Raw genomic sequence first — 23,264 nt, 5'->3', positions numbered from 1 at the left:
TAAGAAAGATATGTTATCTCCCCACTAAAAAGTGGCCTTGCTTTTCATTAACTTTTTAATGTGGGAAGTTGAGGAGTCAATACTATTTTTTTGATAACCCTGGATCAACTCTATCTCCAAGCGACAGATGTAACTTTTCTGACTAAACTCAAACTGCTTGATTCAGTCTCAGCTCTACTCGCTTTTTAAGGTTCAACAGGTTGACTGTTTCCAAAGCCTGTGGCGTCTGAATACCGCTAAGACGAACTGAAGTCAGATAGACGGGATATTTAGCATCGCCCTTTCTGAAACTGTTGATATATTCAGCTACTGACGCATAGAGCGCACGGCCATACTCCATTTGCGTAAACTCTCTCTCTCCACAAATCAAGGAGACAAGTTTTGCATCAGACTCGGCGCTGTCAGCAACCAACACCACTTCCATATAGTCATCAGATCTCTTCAGTGGAACACTACGCAGGTTAACGTGCCATTTACTCTCTTTTCCTCTTTTCAATTCAAAAAATTCCGGTTCAGTCAGTAGATCACTTTCACTGACTAAAATCAGATTTCTAAGCTGTTGCAGACTGTTCAGAAAGCGACGTTGCTGCAACATCAGGAAGCGTGGACTATCTGCACTTAATCTTTGCTTAAACAACGAACCCTGCTCATCAAGTATATAGATATCTATCCCTTGTGGTGTCAGTTCAAAAAACAGCTGAATTACATCTTGTCTGTTGTGGGCATAGAGCACCGGATATGGACTGTCTGCCATAATTTCCGGGTCAAATCCCAAGGGACGATACACCTCTTGTGGCTGCATCAATTCGTCCAACATACTGTCGAAGGACTCAACACTTCGCCACGAATAACCTTTTTCCTGCTGCTGGACAATGAAGAAATCCGTACCCAACCGAAAAAGATATCGTCCATTTTCTAATTTTTTACTTTTAAATTGTGCAACAACGTGATTAAAAAGCTCTGTTACCCTTTGTGCAATTTGGCTACCCCGCGCACAGGAGTAGCTATAGGCATTGATACTTGGTAAGCCACTACTCTCACTGGAAGGCATATTGAGGATGCTGCATAACGCATCCACTAAACCGTCCGCACCACTATGCTCGGTTATCAAAAGCTCACCCCAACTGGTGTGAACCAACTTTTCCAAATTGATTACGAGATTGATCCTGGCTGAAGCAAAACTCAATGGATCATGACGCTCACTGGTCAGTTGTTTACCTTCTTTGGTCAGGCGTTCCATTGGGTCAATTCCTATATTCAGGAACAACCCAACCATTTCGGCATAAGCAGGATTGGCCAAGGTTTTCATACCTGCCGTTGGCGGCATGTAGTCAGGAAAGAGTTTAACTACACTACGCTGAAGTGAAAGTAGCTCTTTTCTCGTAAGCTCACTATCACCGGAAACCAGGACAATTCGTGTATGCCTTGACCAGACCTGATTTACATGGCTCCAAATCAGGATTTCCATCAGATTGCTGGAAATTTTTATTGGTCTTTGATCGAGCAGTATATCTTCGTCAATAGTACCTCTATAGAGCATCCAAGCAACACTGCCATCTCTGGTCGGACGATGGTAGAGGGAGAGATCATCTTCTGAGAGGTTTTTTGAGATGCCTGGATTGATATGGTCAATTTTACCCGTGCGATGATCCAGAGCAGTGTAGAGTTTTCGCCCCAACAGATTGAGCTCATGAGGGTCGATATGGCTCTCTTTGGCAAACTTTCTTGCAAAGTCTGTGAGTAATCGATAACTGCGGGTCAAGACTCCGACCAGTGCATTTCGCTCTTTGATTACTCGATCTATTTTCCACTCAGAACGTGTATCCAACATCTGCAGTTGTGTCTGTCCCCATCCCCACTGTCGAGTCAGTTTCAACATCCGACGGCTACGCCAGTTTTCATCACCTTTTTTTACCTGACTGAGATGCTCTCCTACCTTGAAATAGAAACATCTTCGGGCCAACTCCAGCCTGTCATGGTCTTTGTTTTGCTTTAAAAATGACTCGACTTTCTGGTACAACAAAAGATAGGCATCGAGCATATCGATATCAGTCTCACCAGAATAGATCGCCTCTTTCGCTTGTTGCGCCAACCACTTTGGACGGGGATAGTGGTGGCTGTAAGCCTCCATGAGAAAGATCTTTAGTATCGATTTATAGGGGGATTCTATGCCTTTGTAGAGCTGCCATAGGGCTGCACCAAAAAATTCTCCAGCCTCTACCTGGTTAAGTCCACCAAGATCAAAAACCTCACTCGATTTAACAAAGCGATGAGAAAGCAGGTACTCAACATAGGATTGATACTCTGGCTCATGCTCAGGAGGAACAAGCCACCAAAGAGGATAACGACCAGCCAGTAGTACAGCGCTTCGGTAAAACTCTTCCAACAACAGGTGGTGCTGCGTCGTTCCACTACTCTCCCGTGACAAGTGGGCCTTTTCTCCTCGACGGAAACGCTCAGGGTCGATGAGAAAAATGTGCAGCTCCAAACCCAATTCCAGGGCACTCTTTTCAATCAATGCCACTTTTTGTTGCAACTGATCACGCTGCACTGCATCGAGGGCAGGGTCATGGCATAGCCAAACATCAAAATCACTACCAAATGATTGCCCAATAGTCCCTGTACTACCCATCAGGTAGAGACCGTGAATATGGTAGACACGCTGAGCGCGCTTCTTGTATTTAAAACTGCGGCTCAGCTTTGCAGCCGTTTCCAATGCCACTTTCGATGGTGTGTAATCAGGTATACCAGTGACCGTGTCACTACTGACAAAACCTGGCAGCATCGGGTGGTTTATGTGGAAAAGTAGAGGCAGAAGATTTAGAAACTCCTGCTGGCTGGGGCGTAACTCCTGATATATTCTACGCAAGCGCTGCTTATGCAGCCGTAAAAAACGCTGCTGAACAGCATTCAGCTCTTTTCGGCTGATACCATCATCGAAGCTGATACGTTGAGTGTCAGGCATTATCCTAGTGAACACTTTTTCATCTGAATCCGCACGTTACTATCAGTAATGGAGCGGTACACTGCGGAATCTAGGATTAAGCCTGCAGTACAAGCTGTACGTCCTTAATCCTCAACTCTGCCTGCCAGGCTACCTCATCATAGATTCTATACCTTTCAGCGAGTCTGGAAAGGGCTAGCCGCAAGGCCTGCCCCACGCCCCGCAGGAAGTACCCTTGGGGTGCAGGAGTGGCATAGAATCTATGACGAGGTGTATATCAGATCGATTCTATGGTGCGGGTAATCAAGCGCTGCGGATCATCACCTTTGCTCCATGCAGCAACCCCAATCTCCAATATGGGAAGTGGATCGTCACCCAGATCCTTCAAAGCGCCTTCCTGGCACTCCTGGACGATCTGTTGCAGCAAACTTTCCGCATCCTCTCTACTGGTTTCAGGCATAAGCAAAAGAAACAGCTGATCTTCAAATCGACCGATCACATCAGCCCATCTCAGCCTCTCACGTAGATATTGCGCCAAAACCAAAATAGAGTGATCTGTAAGCTTGGACCCTGCACCGTCGGGGTGAGTCAACCGCACAGCGGAAAGGGTCAACAGGTTACCGTAGCGACGACTGCGTGTGACCTGGGTATCCAGTGCCTGCAGTGTAGCCCGCCTGTTTGCCATACTGGTGAGTTCATCAGTGATGGTCAGATCCTCAACTTGTTTACGCAGCTCATCGCTTTCCCGCTGAGCTAAAACCTGCTGACTGATATCCTGATAGAAATGGAGTCTCAGGGGTTCTTGTGATCCATCATTTACCTGCCTCACCTCCCTGCGCAACCAACGTTCACCATCGCCATTGAGCGACAGGTGAAGCATATCTGTCTCGTCAAACAGCGCATGCAACCCTTCGGGAAGGGTATTTTTATCCTTGCCCACCAACTCATCAACCGAGAGGCTCAACATCTCTTCTAATGCAGGATTGATCCAGCGTATGCAGACTTCATCGTCAATTGCCAGCATCCCGGTTGGACATACGTCGAAAAGGGCTTGATTGAAACTGATTTCGGCCATCTTTCGATTCCCTAAATTCTCCTAAGTAGATGTGCTTGATCGCTATCTACTTTTATTATCGTACTCTATAGATTTTGAAGGCGGTAGAACCGTGCTTCAGCATCTAAGATCGGCCAATTTCACATTATCTTTAGCATTTTGACAGGCCCCAGGATCGAGTGGCTGCTCACGCTTGCCTGTGATAGTTGGCCAGCTAACAGACTTATCCTTAAATCATCCCTAAATTCCTTTTATAATCAATCTGTTACACTGTCAATCCCGGCTAATCACTGAGCAGTGGTGCGGCGTAAACATGTCACACTGTAGTTACAGCAAACAGCTCAACTCTGTAGGGTATTTTAGCGACCTGCTTAGACCCATTTCATCCCTGATCAATTGAGCTTTATGCGATTATGACCCGCTATGTACCTCGTCATAGATTCTGTACCATTCAGAGCCGCCTCAATTATAAACTGCTGTGATACGCCAGTTGCTACCTTGCAGACTCAAATGAACATGTACAGGTTTTTCACCCAATTCACCAATTCGCAGCAGCAATCTGTCGGGACCGTCAAAAAAAGCGTAGGTTAACTGATCATAGATACCACCCTGGTCAGTGGTACGGTTATGAGAGCGCAATTGCCTGATCACCCAATTGAGATCCACCATCTCTTCCACTGCGTTGGCACCTAAGCGTTGAATGCCACTCTGCAGCCAATCAATAAATCCGTTTGATACATCTCCAATGTTGCTTTCAACATTCTTATTCAGTTTTCGCTTGATCTGTTCCCTCACTGCTTCAACATCAATCATTTCACTGAGTGTTTGATGATCATCCTCTACCAGCGCCTGCTCCAATCGGTAAACTGCACTATATGGCCATATCAGAAAGGCCGCGAAAATCAAAATAATTGAGACAACTAAAGTTTTCATCTTTGCACTAATCCAAACCAACCCATTCGATCAACTTAAACTTAGAATCCGCAGTTGAACATGTATTTGTGGGAAATCTCGGCGTGCCCGGCAAGGCGTCGTTTGCAGTTAATGGTTATTCCCTTAACAAGAACGACAACGCAGCAGGGTGCGCTGAGATTTTTCACAAATACTTGTAGCGTTCGTGGCTTCACCCAATAGCTGTGTATAAATACCATAAATTGATATGGCATTTCATTACCTTACGATAGATATCAGCGGTCAATTGCGGAATCTAGGTTTAGTATACCGCATAGACAAATCCTTCTGGCAAGAGATCACACAAGGAAAGAGAAAACATGGCACTGTGAAGAAAATGGCCGGTAGCCCTGAGTGAATAAATAAGAGCTGAAAAAACTGATCTGAGAATCAGCTTCTCCACTCAACATTCCAACGCAGGGGTAGATGAGAATAAAAACAGGCGTACAAACACCCCTATAGCAAAGCTAAAAGCACTTTGCCCAGTTACCAGACCAAGTGACAGCTATTGAAGAATCAATAGCTGTCACTTGTTTAATTAAGAGTTTCGGTCTGGGTCAGCAGATAGGCGAGAAACTCAATCAGTGTCTTTGATGACTGCGTTGTGGACGCTCTTCACGAGGCTTTGCCTCATTAACACGCAGATTGCGCCCCTCTACATCTTTTTCATTCAGTGATTGAATTGCAGATTCAGCATGATCTGAATTTGGCATCTCTACAAAACCAAAGCCTCTGGACCGACCGGAAAACTTATCCATTATTACATTCGCAGCAGATACATCGCCAAACTCTGAGAACATATTTCTCAGATCGTCATCCTTAACACTCCAGGGCAGATTTCCTACATAGATGTTCATCGTCATCTCTCAATAAAGCGCATGTATTAAAAAATCTACGCACACTATTCGTCCCATGCACTAAAACAAAAGATGCGCTTGGTCAGTCACTGACCTGGCTTGTTGAGAATCGAAAATTCGACAACAAAACCTTTCCCTTCAAACCAACCTGACACTTAAAAGATGATGCTCGTGCCTGGGTGATATCAATACTTTAAACTTTTTTATCACTTTGTACAGCTTCAAGTTGCTCGCTGATTTCCAGCCACTGTTCTTCACAATCGTTCAATTGCCGATCAACTCGGCTCTTTTTGTTAAGCAGGTCTTTTAACTCCTCCTTGCGACCAGAATCATACAACGAACTATCACTCAGTAATATTTCCATATCCTTTTGCTTCTGTTGCAAATCCTCGATCTGTTTCTCATGTTTCCCAAGGGCCTGCCTGAGTGGTTGTAAGCGTTTGCGCTGCTCCGCTTCAAGACGCTTGCGCTCTTTTCTGGATGCGGAGGAGTGTTCACTTGGCGGCACCTCCTCACTGCGACAGCTGACCTCCTTTCGCTGAGCACTTAACCAGGCAGGATAGGCATCCAGATCACCCTCGAAATGGCCCACCCTTTTATTGTGTACTAACCACAATTCATCTGTTGTGATGCGCAATAGATGACGATCATGTGAAACAATAACCATGGCACCCTGAAAAGTCTGTAAAGCTTGCCCAACAGCATGCCGCATCTCCAGATCGAGATGATTAGTCGGTTCATCCAGCAGCAGCAGATTGGGTTTTTGGTAGACAAGCAGCGCCAATACCAGACGCGCTTTTTCTCCACCGGAAAAAGGGGCTACCTTGTCAAGCGCCTGATCCCCATGAAATCCGAAGCCCCCCAGATGATTGCGTAGTGACTGCTCTGTTGCCAATGGATCCAGGCGTTGCAGATGCAACAGTGGCGTGGCTTCGGCATCCAGCTGTTCCAGTTGATGCTGTGCGAAGTAGCCAATGCGTAACTCCTGTGCCGGTTCGTAGCCTCCGGAAAGTGGACTTAGCTCGCCGGCCATAATTTTGATCAGCGTTGATTTGCCGGCACCATTCGGGCCCAGCAAGCCAATTCGATCTCCCGGTTCAAGATTGAGAGAGACATTTTCTATAATTCTCTCTCCGCTATAACCACCATCGAGCTGGTTGAGCTTGAGTAGCGGGTGAGGATTCTTCTCTGGTTCTGGAAAGTCAAAATGGAATGGCGAGTCCACATGTGCCGGACCGATCACCACCATTCGCTGCAGCGCCTTAAGTCGGCTCTGGGCCTGCTTTGCCTTAGTGGCTTTGGCACGAAAGCGGTTCACATAACTCTCGATATGAGCGATTTCCCGCTGCTGCTTCTCATAGGCCTGCTGCTGGTTGGCAAGACGAGCAGCGCGAATCTGTTCAAAACCGCTGTAATTACCGCTATAGAGCTCTGCCTGTTGCTGTTCCAGATGGACAATATGGTCAGTTACCTGATCGAGAAAATCACGATCATGGGAAATCATCAGCAAGGTACCCTGATAGCTCCGCAACCAGGTTTCCAGCCAGATAACCGCATCCAGATCCAAATGGTTTGTCGGTTCATCGAGAAGCAGTAGATCTGAACGGCACATCAGCGCTTGGGCCAGATTGAGCCGAATCCGCCAACCACCTGAAAAGAGGCTGACTGGTCGATCCAGGTCGTCACTGGAAAAACCTAAGCCATACATCAACTCACCGGCTCTTGCTTTTACCCGATAGCCATCTGCACTATGTAATGCATCATGAAGCCGGGCTACGGCTACACCATCACTCCTTGCCTCAGCCTCCCCTAACTCATGCTCAATGGCTCGCAGAGCAGCGTCTCCATCGATAACGTAATCGATTGCGCTACGGGAGAGGGCCGGCGTCTCTTGGGCAACATGAGCAATCTCCAGACCTGGTGGTTGATTCAAGTCTCCGTGATCTGCCTGTAATTCTCCAAGAATCAGGCTGAAAAGACTCGATTTTCCGGTGCCATTACCACCTGTGATGCCGACTTTCCAACCAGCGTGCAGGATGAACTCAGCAGCTTCAAAGAGCAGCTTGTTTCCACGTCTCAATGCGAGTTGGTTAAAACGCAGCATGATTCAAAATTTTCGCAGTTGAATCTTTTCAAGCTGCTCTTCCCAGCTCAACATGACATACCCGGAATCGATCTCTTCTATTTTCCAGCTACCAAGTTCATCACCAATATGCAGAATGCGACTTTTCTTGCTTTTTTCGACGAAAACCATCGCTGAAGGGGGTTCACTTTCGGTCAGTATGATCCCCAATAATCGAATTTTAGGCAGTGGTGGCCGCGAACGTTGATCCGGCTGCTCATTCACCTGCTGTTGAAACCCTTTTCGATCGGAGCGAAACAGGGTTTGCTCAGCAATCACCAGATAGGCTTCTGCTTCCTGCCTTAAAACCTGATGCTCCGTCGCGTTGACAGGCTTCTGGCCTGACTCACCCTCAGCTGCCACTACATCCACTGCGCGGTCATACCTCTCAGGCCAAGTGATCCATTCATATGCGATCACTCCGATCAACAGCAACAAAATGGCAATCGCCGCTTTTTTCATGATACCTCTTTCCAAAAGTAGCCGTAGACATCAAAACGAATATCCAACAGCTCGGCACTATCCGGTTTGATTTTCACTGGAGCTGAAATCGACAGCTTTTCAAAAAAAAGCAGGGGCTTCCTCGCCTCTAGGAGTTGTATCATCTTCTGCAAGGCGTAACTCTCTCCTTGCGCGCGTACTCTGACAATAATTTTTTCGGCACTTTCATCTTCATCTTGTGGCTCTTGTACCAATTGGGTACTTAGCACCACACCTCCAGCTGTGGCAATCAGCTCTTTGATCTGCTGCTGCAGTTCGGCGTAGGCTACTCCAGGTGCATCACCTGTCAGATAGTTTTGTTGGATCAGGGTTTGCAGCTTGGATGAATCGAGTTCAGATTGTGCCAACTGTTTGCGCTCAGCGACACGTAGATAGTGTGCTGTCCGATGACGAGCATCCTCAGCCGCCTCCTGGTAGCCACTCAACAGGTTGCTCCAAATCATAAACAGGCTAAAGCCCACAAGCAGCAGTAGAACCAGGGTACCAAGCAATACCAGATCGCACTGTTTTTTTGACCATACGGGAGGGGTCACTTCAGCTGCTCCTGACTCAGTTTCATCGCAAGGTCGAACTTCTCCTTACCAGATCTTCGATCCCTCACCACCGGCGACTTAAAACGCACCGATTCGAACCAGGGGGAAGCCTCAAGCAAGGCAATCAATTCAGATGCCTGGTCTGATAATCCGGTGACCACTAAATTCTCTGATGCAACATTGACACGCTGTAGCCAACTGCCAGGGGGAATCAGGCGGGTCAACTCCAGCAACAGATCTGACATCGCCAGGTACTCCTGCTTTTGTGCCGAAACCATTCCGACAGCTTGTCTTCGCTGCGAAAGCTTCTCTTCAATTTTCATACTTTCTGTTGCTTGCTCACGAGCGGTTTGCATCTTCTGCTGCAGATCGATAGCAATTTGCCGCTGTTGCCAAACCATACTGCCCATGGCGACAATGAAAAGTGCAGCGACAGCGGCCCATAAGAACGTGCTAACCCCAGTGCGAGACTGAGTCATGCCTGCTTCTCGAGACTTCAATGTCAGGGGTTGAGACTCCCCGGTCAAAGTTACTTTTTCGACGGCTATGCCGAGTTCAGAGAGTAGCTGGTACCAGGGATCGAGCCTGCTCTTCTGGGCGACAATCAGGCGTCCCTCCAGCCAGCCCCCTTTTTCGTTCTGTTCCATTGGCGTGAAATGAAAGTAGACCTCGTCGGCTTCGAAGGGTGAGAGGCGATCCATCTCGTAACCAACCACATTCACTAGATTTCGTTTTGCTGCCAGTGGCAAACGAACCTGACGAATCAGTAGCAACTGATGATCAATTTCAATCTCTATGCTGGGGTCGCTATTTTCAAAGTAACGATGCACAAATGCTTTCAGACGACTGAGATCCTGCTGCGGAGAGTCAAGCTCAATCGAAGCACCACTCTGGGGGGAGATAAAGTTGGCTGAATTTTCAGCTATTATGAGCCGACCACTGTTTTGCGCCACCATGCCCAGACGTGCTGCAAGGCAAGCTTTAACGGGATCGATGAACTGATCCTGTAAGCTCCTGATAAACTCCTGCCCAGCCACTTCCAACAAGCTATTGCCTCACTCTTCAATTAACGACCAAGCGGCCGACGAAACCCCATAGTCTATCGTAACCAGCCTTAGTCTGTCCTTAGATTGCCTGACCAGCGCTTCAGCGTAATAGGGCTGCTTGTCTGTTGCTATTGTTACTAACACCCAAATTCCATTTTTGGCAGCAGTCCCAAGCGAAGTCCCAAAGCCACCTGACAAGGGTGATGCTTTTTGACGCGGCCCTGACCTGCCGACTGTCAGATAAGGCAACATTCTTGTTTTCAGATCAGCATCGATTCCCAACACCAAGCCAAGCTCATCAACCGTTGTGAACGGTGCATCTTTGGCCCCATAGGCTTTACCTGCCTCCCGGTAATCGTCATCTTCAGCGCCATTGAGCCGATGCAGGGAGTCTCTATCACGCCAATCGAGGATCGCATCAATCAATGACTCATGCAGATCGGGATCGACCTCCAGCTCTTCGAGTAAGGCCCTTAGCTGCTGCGCTGTGGCGCGATTCAGATCGATCAGCTCGCTCTCTTTCAGGAGTCGGATCTCCATATCGACACCATTGAATTGCCACTCATAAGGCTCCCCATCGGAGTTCCAGGCCATCTCAACATCACGATCGTAACCGCGAGCAGCCCCATAATAGAAAGCCGCATCTGCCACTGCCCGGAAACGGGTTTGATCAAGTTGATTGTGAGCCAGGGTCGACTCTGTATGTACGGTGGAGGAGACTGCAGAAACAATCACCAGCAGCAGAACCAGCATCCAAAGCACCAGTACTAACACCACACCCTGTTGACGCCCCTTCATCCCTGGGCTGCCCGAACAGTGATCGTCAGCGGTGGTGAGACCCTGTTTTTATAGTGGAGGCGGATACGGATCATCCGGGGCAGCTTTTCGCTATCCTGCCATTCACGATGCCACTCATCAGGAATTCCGCGTTGAAGTGAGCCATAGTAGGCTAACTCAACCTCAGTCAGGCCGTGAAGCAGAAGGTGCTCGCTATAGCGTATTGTGGCAACATCCTGGTCAGCAGGTGTCCACTCACTGGCCAGTGATGCGCGCCAATCCCTACCGGCTTCCGGCTCCTCTTCGAGCACTTCAGGGTGATAGAGCCAACGCTTCAGTAGTAGTAGCTTCTCTTCCTCTTTACCTAACAACTCCAGACGAAACAGGGAGGCGCCACCAGGCCCAGCTTGTGCGGCGGTGGGCCCTACCCATCGCAAAAGATCCTCGGAACCAAAAAAGAGCGGTTCAAGCCCCTCTTCTGTTGCCAACGTTTCATTGTACATACCACTAATGCTGCGCTGCAGAAAGTCAAAGGCTAATCTCTGGTTCGATTGGCGCTCACTGGTGGCGGCTGTGGTTTGCCAGCTGCGCCGCCCCAGATCCAGCCCTGAAAATAGCAGCACCATGATCAGACTCATCAGCACCAAGGCAATAATCAGCTCCACCAGGGTGAAACCGTGACTGCGTCTGATCCTGTAGTGCCTGTCAGTAACGCAAGGTCGATAACACATAGCGCCTGCCAGATCCGACCTCTCCCCAGGAGATCTCTGCGGTAACAATAAACGAGGCCCCTTTGAGGTAACCATTTTCCATTGGGTTTTCTTCAACATTGAGGTGCCAGTGATAGCCATCCTCAGACTGCCCCTCCAGACTGGAGACCTGCAACGGCTCAGTCACACCGACCTCTGAGATAAGTGATTCTGCCAGAGTGGCAGCTTGGGAGTGTTGTGAAGCGATAACCAGACCCCGGCTGTTACTGGAGAGGGTTTTCATCATCACCCCCAGAGTTAACGCCAAAAGTGTGAACGCCACAAGAACCTCAAGCAGAGAGAAGCCCTTTTGTCGGCTGCTATTAATGAACAAGTGAGACCCTGCCAGTGAGCCAGTCCACATCGATCTGATGGGCTTTTCCTGCAGCTGAAAGCGTGACTCGCCCTCCACTGGAACTGCCATCGGGGAAAAAGCGGATGCCGCCCTGCTGATCCCCTTCCCCTTCGTCACTGGCACCGACTATCTTCAAGTCAGCCCCCTGGGGTAGTTCGTAGATCCTCTCACGGGGGGAGATGGTGTAGTGCTTTTGCTCCAGATCGAGCACGAACAGACCCTGCTTACCCTGAGCAACGGACCAACCTCTCAGGAAACGCATCGCTGAAGCCATCTCCTGACTCGCCCCTTTGAGCTTTACCCCTGGTAAGACCCGACTAATTACCGGGGGAACCAGAGCCACCAGAGCACCGGCAATAACCAGAACAATAATCAGCTCCAGTAGCGTGAATCCGGATGGTTTGGTAGGCACAGCCACCGATCACTCCCAACTGTTGATATCCCTGGCTTCACCCTCACCACCCTCAACACCATCTGAGCCCAGGGAGTAGAGATCAAAGTCGCTATGTTCACCGGGATAGCGATAGAGATAGTCGGCACCCCAAGGATCTTTCGGCAGTCTCGGTTTTTTTAAATAGGGACCGTTCCAGTTATCCAAGCCATCTACACGCTGCACCAATGCGATCAATCCCTGCTCACTACGAGGGTAGTTACCTGTATCGAGGCGATAGATATCGAGGGCTGCTGAGAGTTCTTCAAGTTGCACACGGGCGGTTTTGCTCTTCGACTCACCGAGCGCACTCATCACCCTGGGCCCCACCAGACCTGCCAGCATGGCTAGAATCGCCATCACAACCAGCAATTCGATCAGAGTAAAACCTCGTTGTGAGGCACGATGGCTATAGACATTCATCATTCAGCATCTCTTTTGTTTTATGGACGATATCGGGTTTACCTGAATGGCACGCAGTTGCCAGTCAGATTTAAAATACATGGCCTGTTTTTCCGCCATGATTGGTGGGGCAGGCCCCACCCTACACTCTGAACCAGCGGGTATTCAAATCATCAGCCATTTACATCGATCAGAAAGCCAGATCGTTGACACTCAGCATGGCCAGTAGAATGGAGATGATAATACCAGCAACAACCAACCCCAATCCAACAATCAGAATCGGCTCCACCAGGGTAAGCATACGCTGTACTGACTCTCGCACTTCTCGATCATAGACATCGGCTACATCAGCCAACATGGCATCGATTTCGCCGGACTCCTCGCCAACCTGCAGCATTCGTATTGCCAGCTCAGGCAGCAGCTTCTGTTCGATCAATGGTGCCGACAAGCCTCTTCCCTGCTTCAGCTGCTGTGCCGCCTGCTCGATACCCTGAGCAATATAGCTATTGTTCAAAACCTCCTGAGAGAGCTTTACTGCGTTCAGCAGGGTCAAGCCATTATGTAGCAAAGAGGCCATGGTTCTCGACAGACGGGCTGTTTCAACTTTCAGTAGCAGGTCTCCCAACAGAGGCAGGCTCAGCAACCAACGATCCCAGCGGTATTGGTGATCTCCCTTCTCAATCCAGATGCGAAACAGGGCAATACCGAGAAAGATCGTCGCCAGTAACAGCCACCAGTAGTTGGTCAGAAAGTCTCCTGCTGAAAGTATGATCTGAGTGGCCACAGGGAGTTCCCTGCCCATATCCTCAAACATCTGACTGAACTGGGGAACCACGAATACAAGCAGCACCATCACAGAGATCGTTGCAACCACCAGTAGTATGGTGGGATAGATGAGTGCCGAACGCACACTCTCGCGTAGTGCCTGGGATCGCTCCATGTAGTCTGTGATGCGCTCCAGCGCCTCACTTAACATGCCGCCAGCCTCTCCCGCTTTGATCATGCTTACAAACAGTCTTGGAAATATATCCCGCTGCTTTTCCAGTGCCCGGGAAAAGGTTGCGCCACCTTTTATCGCATCATTCAGATCATCGATTAAGGCGCTCATGCTCTCATCACTGTTCAGCCTCGCCATCAATGACAATGCACCCTCCAGGGGCATACCCGCTTTGAGCAGGGTTGCCAACTCTTTGGCAAAGGCAAGAATCTGTTTGCGGCCGACTTTTTTCTTACCACCACTTCGGTAGCCCAGTAGTCCACGAAGGCCCGTAACCCGTTTCACCTGCAGTGGGACCAGTTGTTCCCGCTGAAGCTCAATGATCACCTGACGGCTGTCTTCTGCCTCCATTTCACCTTGCAGAGTCTCCCCGGAAGCATTACTGGCTCGATAGCTGAATAGCGCCATATCCTAGGGCCTTTCCAAAACCTGTTGGCAAAATCGTCTGCTATGGGACACTACACAAGGATTAGGCATCTTCTTCACTGACCCGCATCAACTCTTCATAGGAGGTCAACCCCCGCAACACTTTCGCAAGTCCATCACGATACATGGTATCCATGCCCTCTTTCATACCCTGTTGTTGAATGGTTGTAGCGGTGGCACGCTGAGTTACAAGGTGGCGAACCGATTCGCTGATTAGCAGTACTTCGGCGATATTCATTCGTCCACTGTAGCCGGTGTGGGCGCAATCTTCACAGCCCCGGGGTCGATAGAGGGTGACTGGCTCCTGTTCTGACACCAGACCTGCCTGAATAAACCGACGACTGAGGGTCTCATCGGTAGTGTATGACTGCTTGCATGAGGGGCAGAGTCGCCGTGCCAGTCGCTGAGCAACAATGGCATTCACTGTGGAGGCGAGCAGATAGGGTTCGACCCCCATATCCAACAGACGGCTGACTGTACCTGCTGCATCATTGGTATGCAGTGTGGACAGCACCAGATGGCCGGTCAGGGCAGCCTGCACAGCAATCCGCACCGTTTCAGCATCACGCATCTCACCCACCATGATGATATCCGGATCCTGGCGCACGATGGCACGCAAAGCATTGGCGAAATCCATACCCACCTGGGGTTTCACCTGGATCTGATTGATCCCCTCCAGTTTGTACTCCACCGGATCTTCAACGGTGATAATTTTTACCCCCGGCCGGTTGAGCTGACTGAGGGCGGTGTAGAGGGTGGTGCTCTTGCCGCTACCGGTTGGGCCGGTCACCAGGATGATGCCGTTCGGCTGCTGCAGAGATTGCTGTAGTCGGGTCAGGGAAGTGTCGCCGAATCCCAGGCTGTCAAACTCGAAACTTATACTCTTTTTGTTGAGTAGCCGGATGACAAGGCTTTCACCATAGAGTGTGGGTACGGTGGAGACACGCAACTCAAGTTCATTACCCTGGATCTTGAGTGAAATCCGCCCATCCTGTGGCACTCGCTGCTCGGCGATATTGAGCTTTGCCATAATCTTGATTCTGGAGATGATCGCCGCTGTGGAGTGTGCAGGAGGGGACTCTGCCTCAGACAGAATGCCGTCGATGCGATAGCGCACCATCAGCGTATCTTCAAATGGCTCGATATGGATATCTGAAGCATCGGCCTCGACGGCCCGTTGCAGAATGTGGTTCACCAGGCGAATGATTGGCGCTTCACTGGCCAGATCCTTCAAGTGCTCGATACTCTCTTCCAGCTCCTGCTCATCGTCCAGATCGTCGACAATCTCCCCCATGGCACTGCGACCAGCACCATAGACCCGCTCCAGGGCGGACTCGATCTCAGATAGCCGCCCTACTTTGAGGCTCACAGGACCGCCCATCACCAAACCCAGGGCGCTGGCGATGCAGCTCTGTCCTGGATCGGCAACAGCAACCACCAGCCCCTCATCCTGCAGCGCCAATGGCATCGCTTTCATCTCTTTCAGAAACCGAAAGGTAATGGGCTGGTCGTGCACCGGTTCGTCTGGATACTCAGCACTGTCTGTCACCGCAGCCAAGCCGTAATGGTCAGACATTGTCTGCACCAGTTCTGTCTCAGAGATCAAACCCAGATGCACCAGGGTCTCGGCTTCACTCTCACCGGTCTCTTTGGCAAAACTCTCGGCTTTGGAGATATCCTGGGCAGTCAGACGGCCAAATTCCTTGAGATGCGCAAACACACCAGCAGGGACTAAATCTTTACTCTGACTGATTCCAGGTTGTGGCATTTCTACTCTGTCTGTTGGTTCCGTGGGTCGGGTTTGGGTAACCCACTCTGCAAACGCTTAATGATAACCCACAGCGGCTGCTTTAGCAGAATATAGTTTAGCGCTCTATCAGGGCCTGTTAACACTATCCGTTCCCTGTGGTGGGTGTCGCAAAAGTCGTATGGTCCCACTAAAAAGCCATGTTGAATCGTAGGGTGCGGCCCTGCCGCACCATCAGGGTGAGAATTCTCCAAAAATCCCAGATAGTTTGTTCATTCCCAGCAGTTTCTCTAAACCGACTCATCAGGTGGTTTTATTAACCCGGCGACTAAGTATGTTGTCTTCAGCCGAAGTGTGCCTGCCTACAGCAAGTTTAGATAACGCAGTCTGCAGGCAGGTACACTTCGGCCTCTCTTTTAAAAATCATATTGTTAGGGGTTTCAAGCCTGCCCTTGCTAGGTGTTGTGGCTCTTGACAAGGGAACAACCATGACCTGCACCCCAAGGGCACTTCCTGCGGAGCGCGAGCCGCGTCTTGATCAAGGGCAGGCTTGAAACCCTGAAGACGACATACTTAGTCGCCGGGTTAATAGTTGGGCATGGTGCGGCAGGGCCGCACCCTACGCTCGAATTCAATCCGGAGCTTTGCGTTGCCACTCCACTTCGAGTCCGCTGTCATGTTCGGAAAGACCGGAAGGCCAGAAACGTGGAGGAGATGCGGTCTTTTGTACTCAAAATCTATTTTCGAATATACGCAGCTTGTTTTAAAACACCCACCATTGAGAGCGATAGTAGACAAAACTGCTGATGCCGTTGCAGCAAACCCTGGTGGGTACGTCAGTTTATTCCTTTGCCCATCCTACCTGGGGGTGGAATGGGTTAGAATGGCCGGCTATTCATCCAGCCAACAGCAAATGAGGGGCCCAGGAGTGCTTGCATGAGCAAACAGATCTTACCGCGTCATTTACGTTCCCAGGGGGTAGCCCTGGCCCATGACGTGCTGATGGTGCCCTTTGCCTGGTTCCTGGCGTTCTGGTTTCGCTACAACCTGGAGGTGGTGCCGGTCTCCTTTTATGCAGACGCGTTGCAGGCCTTATTGTTTATCCTGCCGGTGCAACTCGCGGCCTTTCTACTGTTTGGTCTCTATCGTGGGATCTGGCGCTTCGCTTCACTGCCGGACATCATGCGCATTCTCAAAGCGGTACTGGTCGGTACCGTGGTCGGTGTAGCGTTACTGTTTGTATTCACCCGCGCTGGTGGCGTTCCTCGATCTGTTCCTGTGATTTACGCGATTCTGCTGGTGATGTTTTTAAGTGGTCCCCGTCTGATCTACCGCCTGCTCAAAGACAGACACCTGGATCTCGCACCAGGAAAGCGGGTACTGATTGTCGGATCAGGTAAAGCGGGTGAGATGCTGGCCAGGGATATTTTACGCAATCGCAGAGGTGATTTTCGCCCAGTCGCTTTCATCGATGACAAACAGCGGCGTCAGGGACGGGAGATTCACGGATTACCCGTAGCCGGTACCAGTGAGGATATTCCTGAACTCTGTGAACAGTTCGGCATCGATGTCATCATGCTCGCCATTCCCTCTGCATCCTCCAGCCAGATGCGCCGGGTAGTGGAGTACTGTGAAGCCTCAGGCGTGCCCTTCCGCTCGGTGCCACAACTGAATGATCTTATGTCGGGCAATGTTCAGATCAACCACCTGCGGCACGTCTCAATTGAGGATCTTCTAGGTCGGAATCCGATCTCTCTCGATTGGCAAGCCATTGGTACCACTCTTGCCGACAAGACCATTCTGGTTACCGGCGCAGGCGGGTCCATCGGATCGGAACTCTGCAGACAGCTGGCGAATCTGAAGCCTGCCAAACTGGTATTGCTGGAGAACAGTGAATTCAATCTCTACTCCATTGAGATGGAGCTGCTGAAGGCGTTTCCGCAACTGACCCTGGAGTGCCATCTGGGAGATGTCACTGACCAGACCTATGTCGATCGCCTGTTCGATCAGCATCGCCCGGAAGTTGTCTTCCACGCGGCTGCTTACAAGCATGTTCCAATGCTTGAAAATCGTATCCGCCAGGCGGTACGAAACAATGTACTCGGCACCAGAACAGTTGCCCAGTCGGCAGACCGCCACGGTTGTGGTGTATTCGTCCTTGTCTCTACCGATAAAGCGGTCAATCCGGCAAATGTGATGGGCGCCAGTAAACGCGCCGCCGAGATCTTTTGTCAGAATCTCAACGCTCACTCCACTACTCGTTTTATCACTGTCCGCTTTGGCAACGTACTTGGCTCGGCGGGTAGTGTCATTCCCCTGTTCCGCAAACAGATCGAGGATGGCGGGCCGGTTACCGTTACCGATCCCCGCATGGAACGCTATTTCATGACCATACCCGAGGCCTGCCAGTTGATCATGCAGACGGTGGTGATGGGAGAAGGGGGTGAGATCTTTGTACTCGATATGGGTGAGCCGATTAAAATCAGCTATCTGGCCGAACAGATGATTCATCTCTCCGGACGTACGCTGGGCAGTGATATAGAGATAGAATATATCGGCTTAAGGCCAGGCGAGAAACTCTATGAAGAGCTGTTTCATGAGAAAGAGCAGCTTGAGAAAACCGGTCATAAAAAAGTGTTGCTGGCACATCATCGTCAGGTCGACTGGGAGTGGCTGTCACAGATCATGCGCGAGATGACCGAAGCGAGTGACTCGATCGATAGTGAACGACTACGATATCTGCTCAATCAGCTTGTACCTGAGCATGAAAATAAGCAGCAGATCAGTTCAAATGAAGTTAACGCTTAACTTTAATCTTCAGCTATCCCCGTAGGCAGGTAAAAATTCACCGACTACCCTCCATACTCAGCTAGAGTGTCTAAACCTTGATATGGTCATGGATTGAACGTGCAGATGGCTGTTCATTCAAATTAGAAGTACCACCTTTCAAGCAAGCCTGATGGTGCCCAAAAGCCCATAAGCACTCTCCCTTAACAGACGCTGTCGCAAATTCGTAGGGTGGGGCCATGCCCCACCATATAAGCTGGGAAATAGTAATAAGTTGCAGAAATTTTCATTCAAAATCTTGAGTGATCATCCGCTATTTGTCTGCTTCCAACCACTTTTGGTGGGGCATGGCCCCACCCTACCTGTCTGTATAGGTGTTGAGGGGCCATGCCCCACCAATTAGGAGGGGTGAAACGTGCAATAACTTGCGTTCTTATATGCTCAAAATCTATTTACGAATATTCACAGCTTGCCTTTACAACACCCTCTGACGGAATAGGGTTTACATCAAGCATTTGGTGTTAGTATCTAATTGTCCACTATTTATGGAAGCAGAAGACTCTTGTCTTCATCAAGCAGAAAAAGAGGGTAAAGAAAAAGCCGGATCTGTCGACTAAAAACAGAGTAGCCAGGGATTCATAGGGAGATAATAGAGGCATGAAAAACAGGATCGTTCCAACAAACCGGGAAGTACAGGTCAACGAGCACGATTTTATCGTCTCAAAAACTGACCCCAAGGGAAAAATTGTCTATGCAAATAGACTGTTTATGAAAATCAGTGGTTACCGGGAGGATGAACTGCTGGGACAGCAGCACAATATTCTGCGCCATCCGGACATGCCGCGAGGTCTGTTTCATGTTTTATGGCGCAGCATCACTCAAGGGCAAGAGTGTTTTGCCTTTGTGAAAAACCTTTGCAAGAACGGCGATCACTACTGGGTTCTGGCAAATATAACTCCTGATTACGATGCCCAGGATCGAGTCATCGGTTATTTTTCGGTACGACGAAAACCTAGCAGGGAGGCGGTGGACTTTTTTTCCGGACTCTATCGACAGATGTTGTCAGCAGAATCCGTCAGCGGTACGAAAGACGCAATTGTCGCCTCCACTGAAGTATTGAATGAGGCTATTCAAGACCAAGGGTTCGAGAATTATGAAACGTTTGTATTTAGCCATCAGATTTAAAATCTTTGTTCTGATTTTTGTAGTGCTTACCTTTGCCAGCGTCTTCTCTTCCTTACTGGGTGATGGTTATCACCATTGGCATTGGATATTCCCCCTGGCAGCCTTGGCCACAAGCGCACTCATCATCCATCGAATGAAAATGCCCTTCTATGTGATGAAACAGACTGAACAGGTGCTCGATGAGGTGCTTGAAGGTCAATTCACATCACGTATTACTCTGGTCCCCTGGATGGGCGAGGCGGGCCATATCGCCTGGAATCTGAACGAATCCCTGGACCAGCTTGAAACCTTTTTTCGCGAGGTAAAAACCAGCTTCGAACTGGTATCGGAAGGTCACTACTATCGTCGCACCATGCCGGCAGGTCTGCATGGCGAACTGGCAAAAACTCTGGATCGTATCAACAAGTCTCTGGATGCCATGGCCGACAATGCGGCTTATATCATGCGCAATGAAAAGGCGGCCGAGTTACAGGAATTGAATACCAATCAGACCATGAGCAATCTGCTGCTGAGTCAGAACGATCTGACGCGTATCACCGACGAAATGCAGAAGGTTTCGACCATCGCCACAGAAAATATGCAGAAGGCGCAGGAGAGCCAGGGCGCAGTATCTCAGGTCGTAGATGCGCAGAACCGCACCCTGGGTATGATTGAACAGAGCCACCAGACCATGGCTCAACTCAACGCTATGAGTGATGAGATTACCGGCATCCTGAGCATGATCAGTGAGATCGCTGACAAAACAAATCTATTGGCACTTAACGCCTCTATCGAAGCCGCACGTGCCGGAGAGCATGGGCGTGGTTTTGCTGTGGTTGCCGATGAAGTGAAAAAACTGGCTGAGAGCACAAAAAATGCGACAGACGAGATACGTGATGTTGTCAACACCTTCCAGAAGGAAACGGAGGTAATGCAGACGAATTCCAACGAAATGCTCACCATGGCCAATGATGTACATCAAACGGTAGAGGCGATGAGTAATAACTTTGATGAGTTCGCCCACCAGGCTCAGAATACCTACACCTCAGTCGATTATGCCCACGACATCTGTTACGCATCACTGATTAAAGTGGATCACATGATCTATAAGCAGAAGGCCTATAAATCCTTCCATGCCGGCACAGATAATGACGATGCCCAATCTGTGAAGGTGGATCACCATAGCTGTCGTCTGGGCAAGTGGTATTACGAAGGGTATGGCCAGGAATCCTTTGGTCATTTAAGGGCATTCAAAGAGTTGGAAGAGCCGCACAGTCATGTACACAATGCAGGCCATACCGCGCTAGAGCTGCTATCTCAGGACTGGGAGAAAGACAAATCGCTGCTGCAGAAGATTCTCAAAAACTATCGGCATATGGAGGAAGCCAGTGACCGCGTGATGGATCGCATCGACGCCATGATCACCGAAAAACACAGTTAGTGCTAACAGACCCTAGGAGCCCCCATGAAACCGAATGTCACACCGACTAACCAGGAAATAGTCATGGATGACAACGATTTCATCGTCTCTAAAACGGATCTTAAAGGACGTATTACCTACGCCAACCGAATATTCATGAGCATTGCCGGCTATACCGAGCAGGAACTGCTTAATGTCCAACATAACATCATCCGTCATCCCGATATGCCACGCGGGGTGTTTCACCTGCTGTGGCGTGTGATCGAATCGGGCCAGGAGTGTTTCGCCTATGTAAAGAACATGGCGAAGAACGGTGACTATTATTGGGTGTTCGCCAATGTCACCGTCGACTTAGATCATAATGGTAAGCCAATAGGCTATTTCTCCGTCCGGCGCAAACCCAGTCGCAGCGGTATAGACGCGATAACTCCGGTCTATCAGGAGATGTTGCGCATTGAACAACAGGCCGGCCCCAGAGATGCACCGAATGCTTCTCTGAATTGGCTGGTGGATCTCCTAAAGAGCAAAGGAACCACCTACGAGGAGTTCATCCACACACTTGGTCACTGAGCAGATTGAGCTTTGACGAATCGTTTAGAGTTTTCACGTATCATCTGACTTCGGCTCAGCAAAAGTTGTTGGCGAACCCCATACCATATCGGCAAGATAGGCCCGATATTGCACGACCCAGATGGTCAGAGGTAGCACAGAGGGGAATATCAGATAACCCAACTGATAGCCTAGTGCCACGCCATCCTTTTCCAATGAGGAGAAAGAGATCTGATTGGAGATTTCTGGGCCTAATGTATAGAGCAGGGTTTTGAGCACATCAAAACAGATTCCCCAAACCTGTGCAGCCAGTAACAGGGGCAGACCCCATAACCAGTTGCGCCATTTGATATCTTCATCAGATGGGTTCTCGGGTGCAGCGATTGCCAAGGCAGTAAAAAGGGGTAGACCGTAGCTGTAGATCAATGGATTGATAGTGAACACCAGATCACCACCACTCCCCGGTTGCAGGCCCTTCATTAATTCTGCCGGAAGAGGTAGCAGGGTGACGATATCCAGGCGATCACCCAACTGCTCTACGCCTTGAATGAGATCTGGGAAAAGCGCGGTCAATAACCAATCACTGAGCAGGGAGACGGGCCAGACCAGACTGGGTGCCAGATAGTACCAGCCAGCAAGACATACCGGCAGCCAGATAATAACCCTGAGAATAAAACCGGCAACCGGGTTCAAGGATCTAAACTGGAGCATTTTCAATCTGTTTCCTGGGCAGATAGCGCAACCAAATCAAAAACACCACCAATACATCGAGAATGATCAGCGACTGCCAGATATAGAGGTGGGCCCACTCGAATGCAGTTTGGCTCCACTGTCCCAGATAGAAAAGGCTGATGACTCTCAGCAGATTCATCGATTGAATGGCGATGATTCCAATCCCAATTCCTATCAGCTTCAAACGCCAGGAAGCTGGAAAAGCGAGCATCGCAGCGATCAAGACGATACTCGCCTCCACGCCGTTACACCCCGCCTCGATTGAGACGGCAAATCCACTTACCTTGTCCTGCAGAATGATCCCATAGGCGATTACATCCTGATCGAATAACTGCACAATCCAGGCACTGCTTTTCGCAATGAATGCGGTAACTGGAATTACCACCCACTGCTGGCCAAATGGCAGCAACTCCAAGGTAAAAAGGCTAATCAGGAGGACAGTAAAGACCAGGGCAAATCGAAGCATAGTCCAGTTCTCATTAGAATCGATTGTATTGCTGACGGTGATGCATTCAGTGAGGAATTAACCTAAAAAGGGCAGCTGGAGTGAGTAGTCTGTTCACTTGCACTTCACGATGCCGACTACAGCAGATAGCTGTGCAGTCAATGATAAAGCTTATCCTAACCCGGGGATGCTCAGGTTAATCAGCCACCCTTAAGGATATTAAATCTCCAACCCAGCAAATAGTAATAAATTAAATCAATAATAACAGACATCTAT

21 protein-coding genes are annotated in these 23,264 nt (G+C 49.5%); 4 read left to right on the top strand and 17 right to left on the bottom strand.

The features are described 5' to 3' along the window. Positions 1-148 precede the first annotated feature (148 nt). The 15 genes from AC4IFB_RS02865 to gspE form a co-directional block, all read right to left on the bottom strand. A complete protein-coding gene (locus AC4IFB_RS02865; protein WP_490775774.1) occupies positions 149-2,965 on the bottom strand; it encodes a class I adenylate cyclase domain-containing protein in 2,817 nt (938 codons plus the stop codon). Positions 2,966-3,221: 256 nt separating this feature from the next. Further along, positions 3,222-4,019 carry a GGDEF domain-containing protein gene (locus AC4IFB_RS02860; protein ID WP_490775775.1) on the bottom strand — a complete coding sequence of 266 codons (798 nt, stop codon included), beginning with the start codon at positions 4,017-4,019 and terminating at the stop codon, positions 3,222-3,224. A gap of 441 nt (positions 4,020-4,460) precedes the next feature. After that, a complete protein-coding gene (locus AC4IFB_RS02855; protein ID WP_490779339.1) occupies positions 4,461-4,931 on the bottom strand; it encodes a DUF2939 domain-containing protein in 471 nt (156 codons plus the stop codon). Positions 4,932-5,530: 599 nt separating this feature from the next. Continuing rightward, complete coding sequence (gene rbp, locus AC4IFB_RS02850) at positions 5,531-5,806, bottom strand: RNA-binding regulator (RefSeq protein WP_490775777.1); 276 nt, start codon at positions 5,804-5,806, stop codon at positions 5,531-5,533. A 193-nt stretch (positions 5,807-5,999) separates the two neighbouring features. Beyond that, on the bottom strand, positions 6,000-7,910 hold the full coding sequence (locus AC4IFB_RS02845) for an ATP-binding cassette domain-containing protein (protein ID WP_490779338.1): 1,911 nt from the start codon (positions 7,908-7,910) through the stop codon (positions 6,000-6,002). Between the two features lie 3 nt (positions 7,911-7,913). Then, a complete protein-coding gene (locus AC4IFB_RS02840; RefSeq protein WP_490779337.1) occupies positions 7,914-8,390 on the bottom strand; it encodes a type II secretion system protein N in 477 nt (158 codons plus the stop codon). Then, on the bottom strand, positions 8,387-8,962 hold the full coding sequence (gene gspM, locus AC4IFB_RS02835; RefSeq protein ID WP_490779336.1) for a type II secretion system protein GspM: 576 nt from the start codon (positions 8,960-8,962) through the stop codon (positions 8,387-8,389). The genes AC4IFB_RS02840 and gspM overlap by 4 nt, the downstream gene beginning before the upstream one ends. Beyond that, positions 8,959-9,999, bottom strand: coding sequence for a PilN domain-containing protein (locus AC4IFB_RS02830; protein ID WP_490779345.1), 1,041 nt, complete (start codon positions 9,997-9,999; stop codon positions 8,959-8,961). Before AC4IFB_RS02830 ends, gspM begins: the two co-directional genes overlap by 4 nt. An 18-nt stretch (positions 10,000-10,017) precedes the next feature. Next, positions 10,018-10,806: a type II secretion system minor pseudopilin gene (locus tag AC4IFB_RS02825; protein WP_490779335.1), complete on the bottom strand. Its 789-nt coding sequence runs from the start codon at positions 10,804-10,806 to the stop codon at positions 10,018-10,020. Then, entirely contained in the window at positions 10,803-11,516 is a 714-nt protein-coding gene (locus tag AC4IFB_RS02820; protein WP_490779334.1) for a prepilin-type N-terminal cleavage/methylation domain-containing protein, read from the bottom strand. The genes AC4IFB_RS02825 and AC4IFB_RS02820 overlap by 4 nt, the downstream gene beginning before the upstream one ends. Continuing rightward, positions 11,491-11,868, bottom strand: a complete 378-nt coding sequence (locus AC4IFB_RS02815) for a type IV pilus modification PilV family protein (protein ID WP_490779333.1) — start codon at positions 11,866-11,868, stop codon at positions 11,491-11,493. Before AC4IFB_RS02815 ends, AC4IFB_RS02820 begins: the two co-directional genes overlap by 26 nt. After that, entirely contained in the window at positions 11,858-12,307 is a 450-nt protein-coding gene (locus AC4IFB_RS02810; protein WP_490779332.1) for a GspH/FimT family pseudopilin, read from the bottom strand. The genes AC4IFB_RS02815 and AC4IFB_RS02810 overlap by 11 nt, the downstream gene beginning before the upstream one ends. 3 nt (positions 12,308-12,310) lie before the next feature. Next, positions 12,311-12,745, bottom strand: coding sequence for a type II secretion system major pseudopilin GspG (gspG, locus tag AC4IFB_RS02805; protein WP_490775785.1), 435 nt, complete (start codon positions 12,743-12,745; stop codon positions 12,311-12,313). Between the two features lie 166 nt (positions 12,746-12,911). Next, entirely contained in the window at positions 12,912-14,126 is a 1,215-nt protein-coding gene (locus AC4IFB_RS02800; protein ID WP_490779331.1) for a type II secretion system F family protein, read from the bottom strand. Between the two features lie 61 nt (positions 14,127-14,187). Next, entirely contained in the window at positions 14,188-15,912 is a 1,725-nt protein-coding gene (gene gspE, locus AC4IFB_RS02795; protein WP_490779330.1) for a type II secretion system ATPase GspE, read from the bottom strand. A gap of 915 nt (positions 15,913-16,827) precedes the next feature. On the opposite strand from gspE, the gene AC4IFB_RS02790 reads away from it, so the two are divergent. The 4 genes from AC4IFB_RS02790 to AC4IFB_RS02775 all read left to right on the top strand — a co-directional run bounded on the left by AC4IFB_RS02790 (position 16,828) and on the right by AC4IFB_RS02775 (position 21,832). Then, entirely contained in the window at positions 16,828-18,699 is a 1,872-nt protein-coding gene (locus AC4IFB_RS02790; RefSeq protein WP_490779329.1) for a polysaccharide biosynthesis protein, read from the top strand. Positions 18,700-19,335: 636 nt separating this feature from the next. After that, entirely contained in the window at positions 19,336-19,863 is a 528-nt protein-coding gene (locus AC4IFB_RS02785; RefSeq protein WP_490779328.1) for a PAS domain-containing protein, read from the top strand. Then, positions 19,832-21,283: a methyl-accepting chemotaxis protein gene (locus AC4IFB_RS02780; RefSeq protein ID WP_490779327.1), complete on the top strand. Its 1,452-nt coding sequence runs from the start codon at positions 19,832-19,834 to the stop codon at positions 21,281-21,283. The genes AC4IFB_RS02785 and AC4IFB_RS02780 overlap by 32 nt, the downstream gene beginning before the upstream one ends. A gap of 24 nt (positions 21,284-21,307) precedes the next feature. After that, positions 21,308-21,832: a PAS domain-containing protein gene (locus AC4IFB_RS02775; protein ID WP_490778636.1), complete on the top strand. Its 525-nt coding sequence runs from the start codon at positions 21,308-21,310 to the stop codon at positions 21,830-21,832. Between the two features lie 33 nt (positions 21,833-21,865). Here AC4IFB_RS02775 and AC4IFB_RS02770 read toward each other — a convergent pair whose 3' ends face one another. Together AC4IFB_RS02770 and xrtH are read right to left on the bottom strand one after the other, a co-directional pair. Further along, entirely contained in the window at positions 21,866-22,522 is a 657-nt protein-coding gene (locus tag AC4IFB_RS02770; protein ID WP_490778635.1) for an exosortase H-associated membrane protein, read from the bottom strand. Continuing rightward, a complete protein-coding gene (gene xrtH / locus AC4IFB_RS02765) occupies positions 22,509-23,009 on the bottom strand; it encodes an exosortase H (RefSeq protein WP_490778634.1) in 501 nt (166 codons plus the stop codon). The genes AC4IFB_RS02770 and xrtH overlap by 14 nt, the downstream gene beginning before the upstream one ends. Positions 23,010-23,264: the final 255 nt, after the last annotated feature.

Source organism: Candidatus Thiodiazotropha sp. AKIB8 (genome assembly GCF_058244675.1).
Note: the sequence above shows the minus strand (reverse complement) of the source record. Positions and strands in the feature narration are given on the sequence as shown.

What these genes read in the sequence shown, in the direction of transcription:
- AC4IFB_RS02865 (WP_490775774.1), bottom strand. Translation starts at nt 2,965, where the DNA reads ATGCCTGACACTCAACGTATCAGCTTCGATGATGGTATCAGCCGAAAA.
- AC4IFB_RS02860 (WP_490775775.1), bottom strand. Translation starts at nt 4,019, where the DNA reads ATGGCCGAAATCAGTTTCAATCAAGCCCTTTTCGACGTATGTCCAACC.
- AC4IFB_RS02855 (WP_490779339.1), bottom strand. Translation starts at nt 4,931, where the DNA reads ATGAAAACTTTAGTTGTCTCAATTATTTTGATTTTCGCGGCCTTTCTG.
- rbp (WP_490775777.1), bottom strand. Translation starts at nt 5,806, where the DNA reads ATGAACATCTATGTAGGAAATCTGCCCTGGAGTGTTAAGGATGACGAT.
- AC4IFB_RS02845 (WP_490779338.1), bottom strand. Translation starts at nt 7,910, where the DNA reads ATGCTGCGTTTTAACCAACTCGCATTGAGACGTGGAAACAAGCTGCTC.
- AC4IFB_RS02840 (WP_490779337.1), bottom strand. Translation starts at nt 8,390, where the DNA reads ATGAAAAAAGCGGCGATTGCCATTTTGTTGCTGTTGATCGGAGTGATC.
- AC4IFB_RS02825 (WP_490779335.1), bottom strand. Translation starts at nt 10,806, where the DNA reads ATGAAGGGGCGTCAACAGGGTGTGGTGTTAGTACTGGTGCTTTGGATG.
- AC4IFB_RS02820 (WP_490779334.1), bottom strand. Translation starts at nt 11,516, where the DNA reads ATGTGTTATCGACCTTGCGTTACTGACAGGCACTACAGGATCAGACGC.
- gspG (WP_490775785.1), bottom strand. Translation starts at nt 12,745, where the DNA reads ATGATGAATGTCTATAGCCATCGTGCCTCACAACGAGGTTTTACTCTG.
- AC4IFB_RS02800 (WP_490779331.1), bottom strand. Translation starts at nt 14,126, where the DNA reads ATGGCGCTATTCAGCTATCGAGCCAGTAATGCTTCCGGGGAGACTCTG.
- gspE (WP_490779330.1), bottom strand. Translation starts at nt 15,912, where the DNA reads ATGCCACAACCTGGAATCAGTCAGAGTAAAGATTTAGTCCCTGCTGGT.
- AC4IFB_RS02790 (WP_490779329.1), top strand. Translation starts at nt 16,828, where the DNA reads ATGAGCAAACAGATCTTACCGCGTCATTTACGTTCCCAGGGGGTAGCC.
- AC4IFB_RS02785 (WP_490779328.1), top strand. Translation starts at nt 19,336, where the DNA reads ATGAAAAACAGGATCGTTCCAACAAACCGGGAAGTACAGGTCAACGAG.
- AC4IFB_RS02780 (WP_490779327.1), top strand. Translation starts at nt 19,832, where the DNA reads ATGAAACGTTTGTATTTAGCCATCAGATTTAAAATCTTTGTTCTGATT.
- AC4IFB_RS02775 (WP_490778636.1), top strand. Translation starts at nt 21,308, where the DNA reads ATGAAACCGAATGTCACACCGACTAACCAGGAAATAGTCATGGATGAC.
- AC4IFB_RS02770 (WP_490778635.1), bottom strand. Translation starts at nt 22,522, where the DNA reads ATGCTCCAGTTTAGATCCTTGAACCCGGTTGCCGGTTTTATTCTCAGG.
- xrtH (WP_490778634.1), bottom strand. Translation starts at nt 23,009, where the DNA reads ATGCTTCGATTTGCCCTGGTCTTTACTGTCCTCCTGATTAGCCTTTTT.